Origin of the sequence: Micromonospora deserti (genome assembly GCF_003236335.1) — a bacterium.
Classification (GTDB): domain Bacteria; phylum Actinomycetota; class Actinomycetes; order Mycobacteriales; family Micromonosporaceae; genus Micromonospora; species Micromonospora deserti.
This window is the reverse complement of sequence record NZ_POUB01000278.1, coordinates 1-7893: the sequence shown is the minus strand read 5'-3', so window position 1 is coordinate 7893 and position 7893 is coordinate 1. Positions and strand designations below refer to the sequence as shown.

At 69.2% G+C, this 7893-nt stretch carries 7 protein-coding genes and 1 other RNA gene; all 8 read left to right on the top strand.

Translation table 11 applies throughout. From position 1 onward, the window contains the following. Positions 1-149: 149 nt before the first annotated feature. The 8 genes from pruA to ssrA all read left to right on the top strand — a co-directional run bounded on the left by pruA (position 150) and on the right by ssrA (position 7633). Positions 150-1778, top strand: a complete 1629-nt coding sequence (gene pruA, locus C1I99_RS26765) for an L-glutamate gamma-semialdehyde dehydrogenase (protein WP_111136991.1) — start codon at positions 150-152, stop codon at positions 1776-1778. Positions 1779-1957: 179 nt separating this feature from the next. Continuing rightward, positions 1958-2761 (top strand): tryptophan 2,3-dioxygenase, encoded by an 804-nt coding sequence (locus tag C1I99_RS26760; RefSeq protein WP_111136990.1) that lies wholly within the window; start codon positions 1958-1960, stop codon positions 2759-2761. Between the two features lie 109 nt (positions 2762-2870). Then, a complete protein-coding gene (locus C1I99_RS26755) occupies positions 2871-3386 on the top strand; it encodes a PadR family transcriptional regulator (protein ID WP_111136989.1) in 516 nt (171 codons plus the stop codon). A gap of 283 nt (positions 3387-3669) precedes the next feature. Continuing rightward, positions 3670-4791 carry a peptide chain release factor 2 gene (gene prfB, locus C1I99_RS26750; protein ID WP_111136988.1) on the top strand — a complete coding sequence of 374 codons (1122 nt, stop codon included), beginning with the start codon at positions 3670-3672 and terminating at the stop codon, positions 4789-4791. A gap of 118 nt (positions 4792-4909) precedes the next feature. Further along, positions 4910-5590, top strand: a complete 681-nt coding sequence (gene ftsE, locus C1I99_RS26745) for a cell division ATP-binding protein FtsE (RefSeq protein ID WP_109904753.1) — start codon at positions 4910-4912, stop codon at positions 5588-5590. 71 nt (positions 5591-5661) lie between these two features. Continuing rightward, positions 5662-6537 (top strand): permease-like cell division protein FtsX, encoded by an 876-nt coding sequence (gene ftsX, locus C1I99_RS26740; RefSeq protein ID WP_111136987.1) that lies wholly within the window; start codon positions 5662-5664, stop codon positions 6535-6537. 136 nt (positions 6538-6673) lie between these two features. Continuing rightward, positions 6674-7153 (top strand): SsrA-binding protein SmpB, encoded by a 480-nt coding sequence (smpB, locus tag C1I99_RS26735; RefSeq protein WP_111136992.1) that lies wholly within the window; start codon positions 6674-6676, stop codon positions 7151-7153. Between the two features lie 104 nt (positions 7154-7257). Then, positions 7258-7633, top strand: a transfer-messenger RNA (tmRNA) gene (ssrA, locus tag C1I99_RS26730). Positions 7634-7893 lie beyond the last annotated feature (260 nt).

The window sequence follows — 7893 nt, the reverse complement described above, 5'->3', positions numbered from 1 at the left end:
GGTGAGGGCGGGGGAGGTGGGCATGGAAGAATTGGCCGAGGTCCCGCCGCCGTGACCGGCTCCCGCCGGGCGGTGCCCGGCGTCCGGTCGTCCGGCCGGCGTCCGCGGGGCCGATTTCGCCACCGCTGTCGAGATCGCCAGGAGCCCTGATGGACGCCGTCTTCTCCGTACCCGAGCCGCGCAACGAGCCGGTACGCAACTACGAGCCGGGCAGCGCCGACCGGGAGCGGCTCCAGCGGCGGCTGGCCGAACTGGCCGCCGAGCGGATCGACCTGCCGATGACCATCGCGGGTGAGCAGCGCATGGCCGGCGGCGAGCCGATCGACGTGGTGCAGCCGCACAAGCACGCGCACGTCCTCGGCGTTACCGCGCACGCCACCCACGACGACGCCCGCGCCGCGGTCAAGGCGGCCAAGGATGCCGCCCCGATGTGGCGGGCCCTGCCGTTCGAGGAGCGGGCGGCGATCTTCCTGCGCGCCGCCGAGCTGCTCTCCGGCCCCTGGCGGGACACCCTGAACGCGGCCACCATGCTCGGTCAGTCGAAGACCGCGATCCAGGCGGAGATCGACTCGGCCTGCGAGTTCATCGACTTCCTCCGGTTCAACGTGCACTTCGCCCGCAGGCTCCTCGCCGAGCAGCCGATGTCGTCGGCCGGCACCTGGAACCGGTTCGACCACCGGCCGCTGGAGGGCTTCGTCTACGCGGTCACCCCGTTCAACTTCACCGCGATCGCCGGCAACCTGCCGTCGGCGCCGGCGCTGCTGGGCAACACGGTGGTCTGGAAGCCGGGGCCGACCCAGCAGTTCGCCGCGCACTTCACCATGCGCCTGTTCGAGGCGGCCGGCCTTCCGCCCGGTGTGATCAACATGGTCACCGGCCGCGGCGAGGAGGTCTCCGACGTGGTGCTCGCCGACCCGGACCTGGCGGGCATCCACTTCACCGGCTCGACCAAGGTCTTCCAGCACCTGTGGAGGACCGTCGGCGACAACATCGCGCGCTACCGGGGTTACCCGCGGCTGGTCGGGGAGACCGGCGGCAAGGACTTCGTCGTCGCCCACCCCAGCGCCGATGTGGACGCGCTGCACACCGCGCTGATCCGGGGCGCCTACGAGTACCAGGGCCAGAAGTGCTCGGCCGCGTCGCGGGCGTACGTGCCGCGGTCCCTCTGGGAGGGCGGGCTGCGTGACCGGCTGGCCACCACCACGGACTCCCTCCGCTACGGCGACGTCACCGACTTCAGCAACTTCGGTGGCGCGGTGATCGACGCCAAGGCGTTCTCCCGGCACACGGCGGCCCTGGAGCTGATCTCCGACGACGAGACCTGCCGGATCATCGCCGGGGGCACCGCCGACGACTCGGTCGGCTACTTCGTCCGGCCGACCCTGTTCGAGTGCACCGACCCGGCGCACGAGAGCTTCACCACCGAGTACTTCGGCCCCATCCTCGGTGTGCACGTCTTCGACGACACCCGCTTCGACGAGGTGGTCGCCCAGGCTGAGTCGATCGCCCCGTACGCGCTGACCGGGTCGATCTTCGCGACCGACCGCCAGGTGGTCGACGCGGTGGCCGAGAAGATGCGGTACGCGGCCGGCAACTTCTACATCAACGACAAGCCGACCGGCGCGGTGGTCGGGCAGCAGCCCTTCGGTGGCGCGCGGGCCAGCGGCACCAACGACAAGGCTGGTTCCTGGCACAACCTCATCCGCTGGATGTCGCCGCGGACGATCAAGGAAACGTTCGTCCCGCCGACCGACCACACGTACCCCCACATGGGCTGAACCGGCCACGGCCGCCGGCGGCGCGACCCGCGTCGCCGGCGGCCAACCCGGCCCACGGCGGCCTGCCCGGCTGGGCCCGGCCTGCGGCGTGCCCGGCCCGGCTGGGCCCGGCCTGCGGCGTGCCCGGCCCGGCCCGCGGCGGTCGGCGGGGGTACGGACCCGGCGGTAGCGTGGCCGCTGTGAACCGCCCCACCCCCTCGCGCGAACCCCGTTTCGGTGAACAGGGCGGCCTGCTCACCTACAGCGACTACCTGCGACTGGCCGACCTGCTCGCGGCGCAGGTGCCGGAGTCCGACCCGGCCTCCCACGACGAGCTGCTCTTCATCACCATCCACCAGGTCTACGAGCTCTGGTTCAAGCTGCTGCTGGCGGAGCTGACCGACGCCCGGGACCGGATGCTGGCCGGCGAGACCTACCTGCCCCGGGTGCGGCTGGAGCGCTGCCACGTGGTGGAGCGGGTGCTGATCGGCCAGGTCGACGTGATCGACACCATGACCCCGCAGGACTTCCTGGCCTTCCGCACCAAGCTCGCGCCGGCGTCAGGCTTCCAGTCCGCCCAGTTCCGCGAGATCGAGTTCCTCTCCGGCCTGAAGGACCCGGACTACCTGCGCCGGTTCCGCGGGCTGCCGGAGGCCGAGCGGGAGCGGCTGGAGCGCCGGCTGGCCGAGCCGAGCCTGTGGGACGGCTTCCTGGCCGTGCTCGGCCGGGCCGGCTTCGACGTGGGGGACCCGGAGGCGCGCTTCGCGGCGTACCAGGAGATCGCCTCGGACCGGGAGCGGTACGGTCCCCTCTGGGACCTCGCGGAGGCGCTGGTCGCCCACGATCAGGCGTTCTCGCTGTGGCGGGCCCGGCACGTGCTGATGGCCGAGCGGCAGATTGGCACCAAACCGGGCACCGGCGGCTCGGCCGGCGGGGCGTACCTGCGTTCCCGGGTGGAGACCCGGTTCTACCCGGAGCTGTGGGAGCTGCGCAGCCGGCTCTGAGCCGGACGGGCGCACTGTCTCGCGCCGACAGTGCACATAGGAACCCCTTGTGGGTGGCGAAACTGTGAAATCCTGGACGTCGCGGCGGCAAAGTGGCAGCGTGAGAGGCATGGCGGATTCCGGAATCAACCCCACGGCGGCGGCCCTGCTCGGGCTGCTCCATGAGGGCCCCATGACAGGTGGCCAGTTGATGGCCGCCGCCGAGCGGCGGCTGGCGCCGTACTGGTCGATGACCCGCAGCCAGGTCTACCGCGAGTTGCCGGTGCTGGCCGAGCGGGGTCTCGTGCGGCTGGGCAAGCCCGGGCCGCGGATGAGCCAGCCGTACGCGATCACCGCCGCCGGGAAACGGACGTTCTCCAAGTGGCTAGCGGAGGATCCGGGGCGGGACACCATCCGCAATCCGATCGCGCTGCGGATCGCCTTCGGCGACCTGCACTCGCCCAGCCAGCTGAAGAACCTCCAGGCCGCGGCCAACGAATACCACACGGAGGCTCTCGCCCGGGTCCGCGAGCAGGTCAAGAACGCCAAGAAGGAAGGCGGGACGTACGACGCCAGCGCCCTGGAGTTCGCCGTCGCCTACCACAAGGCCGCCCTGTCCTGGCTGAAGACCGCCCCGGTCGGGTGAACCGCCAGCGGTTCCCTCCCCGGCGGGCGGATCGTCCCGCCTGCGCCGCGGTATCCGGTTCCCACCCCGGACTGCGGGGCTCGCAAGCTCACTCCTCGCCCGAGCAGTGCCGGTTTCGCTCGGGACTGCGGGGCTCGCAAGTTCACTCCTCGCCCGAGCAGTGCCGGTTTCGCTCGGGACTGCGGGGCTCGCAAGTTCACTCCTCGCCCGAGCAGTGCCGGTTTCGCTCGGGACTGCGGGGCTCGCAAGCTCACTCCTCGCCCGAGCAGTACGCTTGTCAGTCGTGACCGCTGCCGATTACGCCGAACAGCTCAAGGAACTCGACGCCACCCTGCGCAACATCGAGGCTGTCCTCAACGTTGACCGGCTGCGCGAGGACAAGGCCCGGCTGGAGCAGGAGGCGTCCGCCCCCGACCTCTGGGACGATCAGGCCCGCGCGCAGCAGGTGACCTCTCAGCTGTCGTACGTCAACGGCGAGATCAGCAAGCTCTCCAGTCTGCGCTCCCGGCTCGACGACGCCCAGGTGCTGCTGGAGTTGGCCGAGGCGGAGTCCGACCCGGGGGTGCTCGTCGAGGTCGAGTCGGAGATCACCGGGTTGACCAAGGCCATCCAGGAGATGGAGGTCCGCACCCTGCTTTCCGGCGAGTACGACTCCCGGGAGGCGCTGGTCGCCATCCGGGCCGGCGCCGGAGGCGTGGACGCGGCGGACTTTGCCGAGATGCTGCTGCGGATGTACCTGCGCTGGGCCGAGCGGCACGGCTACGCGACCGAGGTCTACGAGACCTCGTACGCCGAGGAGGCGGGCCTGAAGTCGGCCACCTTCGCGGTGAAGGTCCCGTACGCCTACGGGACGCTCAGCGTCGAGTCGGGCACCCACCGGCTGGTCCGGATCAGCCCCTTCGACAACCAGGGCCGCCGGCAGACCAGCTTCGCGGGCGTCGAGGTGCTGCCGGTGGTGGAGCAGACCGACCACATCGACATCCCCGAGAACGAGATGCGGATCGACGTCTACCGCTCCTCCGGCCCGGGTGGGCAGAGCGTCAACACCACCGACTCCGCCGTCCGGATCACCCACATCCCCACCGGCATCGTGGTGACCTGCCAGAACGAGAAGTCCCAACTGCAGAACAAGGCATCCGCGCTGCGGGTGCTGCAGGCCCGCCTGCTGGAGCGCAAGCGGCAGGAGGAGCAGGCCAAGCTGGAGGGGCTCAGGACCGACGCCGCCGGCTCGTGGGGCGACCAGATGCGTTCGTACGTGCTGCACCCCTATCAGATGGTGAAGGACCTGCGAACCGAGCAGGAGACCGGCAATCCGAGCGCGGTTTTCGACGGCGAGCTGGACAGCTTCATCGAGGCCGGCATCCGCTGGCGCAAGCAGCGCCAACTCGCCGGCGACGGTGCGTGATCGGCCGGGGGCGGAGCGCGTCATCGATCTTCCTGGTCAGCGGTAAATCGATGACGCGACCCGCAACCGTGGGGCGCAGGGCTTGGCTCTTCGGTTACACCGCGTAGACTCACCACCCGTGATTCAGCTTGAGCAAGTGACGAAGACGTACCCGAAGGCGTCCCGGCCTTCGCTCGACAACGTGTCCGTCTCGATCGAGAAGGGCGAGTTCGTCTTCTTCATCGGTCCATCCGGCTCCGGCAAGTCCACCATCATCAAGCTGTTGCTGCACGAGGTCACGCCCAACAAGGGCCGGGTCATCGTGAACAGCAAGGACGTCACCTCGATGCGCTCCTGGAAGCGACCCCACTTCCGGCGCTCGATCGGCTGCGTCTTCCAGGACTTCCGGCTGCTGCCGAACCGCACCGCGTACGAGAACGTGGCGTTCGCCCTGGAGGTGATCGGCAAGACCAAGGCGGTCGCCCGCCGGGTCGTGCCGGAGGTGCTGGAGCTGGTCGGGCTCGGTGGCAAGGAGCACCGTTACCCGCACGAGCTCTCCGGCGGTGAGCAGCAGCGGGTCGCGGTCGCCCGGGCGTTCGTGAACCGCCCGCTGATCCTGCTCGCCGACGAGCCGACGGGAAACCTCGACCCCGACACCTCTATCGAGATCATGCGTCTGCTGGACCGGATCAACCGCACCGGCACGACCGTCGTGATGGTCACGCACGACTCCAACATCGTGAACCAGATGCGCCGCCGGGTCATCGAGATCGAGAGCGGCCGCATCGTGCGCGACCAGGCCCGCGGCGTCTACGGGTGAGCCGACCCTCCACCCCCAGCCGTACGACCTGACGACGAACACCTCATGCCGGAGAGCCGGAGGAATTCCCGATGCGGATGAAGTACGTCCTGTCCGAGGTACTGGTCGGACTGTGGCGCAACGTCACCATGACCATCGCCATGATCATCACTCTGGCGGTGTCGCTGTTCATGCTCGGCGCCAGCGGCCTGCTGTACCAGAAGGTCGGCGACATGAAGGACCTCTACTACGAGAACGTCGAGGTCTCGATTTTCCTGGACGCCGAGGTCACCCCGGAGCAGCGTGACGGCCTCGACGCCAAGCTGAAGAGCGACCCCCTGGTGAAGGAGGTGTTCTACGTCAACAAGGAAGAGGCGTACAAGCGCTTCCAGGAGATGTACCAGGACGCCCCCGACCTGGTGAACGCGGTCAAGGCGGACCAGCTGCCCGAGTCGTTCCGGCTCAAGCTGGTCAACCCGGAGCAGTACAAGAACATCTACGACCAGTACAGGGACACCGAGGGTGTCGACGAGATCGTCGACCAGAGCCGGCTGCTGGACAAGGTCTTCGGCGTGCTCACCGGAATCCAGAACTTCGCGCTGGCCATCGCGGTCGTGATGGCCGTCGCCGCACTGCTCCTGGTTGCCAACACCATCCAGGTGGCGGCGTACAGCAAGCGGCGTGAGGTAGCGGTCATGAAGCTGGTCGGCGCCTCCAACTGGTTCATCCAGGCGCCGTTCGTGCTGGAGGCCGTGGTCGCCGGCCTGATCGGTTCGATTTTCGGTCTCGCCGCGCTGGCGGCGCTCAAGGTCGCCGCCGCCGGCGGTTCGCTGGCGGCCCTGGAGGGCCTGATCACGCCGATCTCCTGGGCCGACATCATCCTGACGTTCCCGCTGATGGCTGCGGTCGGTGGCCTGGTCAGCGCGGTCACCGCCTGGGTCACGCTCCGCTTCTACCTGCGGGTCTAGTCACCGCGCGGCTCTCCGAGGGCCCTCCGGCGCCGGAATAAACGGCGCGGGAGGGCCCTTGTCGTTCAGGTAGCATGATCTCCGCCCCGGGGCCGGTCGGACCGGTCACGGGTCACCTGGGAAGGGGGTGGCGCCGATGCCACGGGAAAAGGGACGCAAGGTCGTCGCCTCCAACCGCAAGGCCCGGCACGACTACGCGATCCTCGACACGTACGAGGCGGGTATGGCGTTGACCGGTACCGAGGTCAAGTCGCTGCGGGCCGGGCGGGCGTCGCTGGTCGACGCGTTCGCCCAGGAGCGCAACGGCGAGCTTTACCTGCACGGGATGCACATCCCCGAGTACACCCAGGGCACCTGGACCAACCACGAGCCCCGGCGTACCCGGAAGTTGCTGCTCAATCGGCTGGAGATCGACCGGCTGATCGGCAAGACCCGGGAGAGCGGGCTCACCCTGGTGCCGTTGCAGGTCTACTTCTCCGACGGCTGGGCCAAGGTGGAGATCGGCCTGGCCAAGGGCAAGAAGTCGTACGACAAGCGACAGGACCTCGCCAAGCGGGACGCGCAGCGGGAGATCGCCCGGGTCACCGGCCGGCGGGGTAAGGGGATGAATGAGTGATTTGTCTGCCTCACCTCGGCCGGCGTGCCGGCCGGGGGCTCGGGATGAAACCCGTTGCGGCAGGCGTTAGGCTTGATGGTGCTGCCGCAGGGGCAGCCCGTCGAGGGGGTGACTGGTTTCGACTTCGTACGTTGCGGCAGGGGAAGCGAGCCGAGGAAGCCGACGTCGTCTCGTGAATCGTTCGTCGGAAAACAATAAGCGCCAAGCAGAATCGCGCTGACTTCGCTCTCGCCGCCTGAGGCGGGTAGCAAGTCTGTCGGCCTGGGAGTGCCTTCGACCCAGCTAGCCGGCATCAGCTAGGAGGCTGGCCAATCGGACCCGGTCGCGGGGTCCGTGCGGCGAGATCAATCAGCGACTGGGCCCGTCACACCGACTCGCTCGCGTGATCGGAGGGGCCGAGTAGAGGCACAGCGAGCTGCGCTCGGAGAAGCCCTGACAATGCGGCGAAGGACCCGGGTTCGATTCCCGGCACCTCCACCACCTGATGCGCCCCGGTCCACCGGACCGGGGCGCATCGTCGTTTCCGGCCCGCGCCACCGGCCGTGGCGGCCGTGACCTGCGGGGACGCAGTTACCAGTGAGACGGATGAGGCACGCCCGGCCCCTGGACACCCGGCCGGTGCGGGTCCACCATCGCTGTACGCGGTCCGAGCAGCGCCGGAGGTGCCCATGGTCACCAGTCCGATCCAGCAGCCGTCAGTGGTCACCGACGCGCTCCGCCCGCCCACCGCCCGCCCGTAC

What these genes read in the sequence shown, in the direction of transcription:
- pruA (WP_111136991.1), top strand. Translation starts at nt 150, where the DNA reads ATGGACGCCGTCTTCTCCGTACCCGAGCCGCGCAACGAGCCGGTACGC.
- C1I99_RS26755 (WP_111136989.1), top strand. Translation starts at nt 2,871, where the DNA reads ATGGCGGATTCCGGAATCAACCCCACGGCGGCGGCCCTGCTCGGGCTG.
- ftsX (WP_111136987.1), top strand. Translation starts at nt 5,662, where the DNA reads ATGCGGATGAAGTACGTCCTGTCCGAGGTACTGGTCGGACTGTGGCGC.
- smpB (WP_111136992.1), top strand. Translation starts at nt 6,674, where the DNA reads ATGCCACGGGAAAAGGGACGCAAGGTCGTCGCCTCCAACCGCAAGGCC.